This is a genomic window from Pseudomonas cichorii (assembly GCF_003700275.1).
Taxonomy (GTDB): Bacteria; Pseudomonadota; Gammaproteobacteria; order Pseudomonadales; family Pseudomonadaceae; genus Aquipseudomonas; species Aquipseudomonas cichorii_B.
On sequence record NZ_RBRE01000065.1, the window covers coordinates 1 to 358 of the forward strand.

General features: G+C 49.4%; 1 protein-coding gene. It reads left to right on the forward strand.

Features of this window, described 5'->3' with window-relative positions; all coding sequences use genetic code 11:
* Positions 1 to 343: hypothetical protein (locus ALQ04_RS18265; RefSeq protein ID WP_221033409.1), on the forward strand; the 343-nt coding region annotated here is incomplete at its 5' end.
* Positions 344 to 358 lie beyond the last annotated feature (15 nt).

A 358-nucleotide genomic window follows, 5' to 3' on the forward strand; every position in this document is an offset into this window, starting at 1 on the left:
GTCATTAGACCAGCTCACACACATGCCGGAAATTTTTCGCATACGGTTGATGTTTGAATGGGGAGGTGGTGCATTGTGGTGCGGAAATGAGGCCGCTTTGGCACGATTTTCGGTGGGCCCAATTGAAGAGAAATTGCCACTGAGCTCTACCACTCTTGAGCGTCTGGATGAAATGACATGCTTGCACGACAGAGCATTGAACTGGGATTATCCCCCAGATCCGGGCACTTGGAGCGCGGCCGAATATATTGAATTTGATGATGCCGCTGAGACTCTGCTTGCGGTCATACAAGAAGAGTTAGGAATCGGGTTTGAAGTTGTCTACGAGAGGGTATCTGATTGAGCTGGTCTAATGACC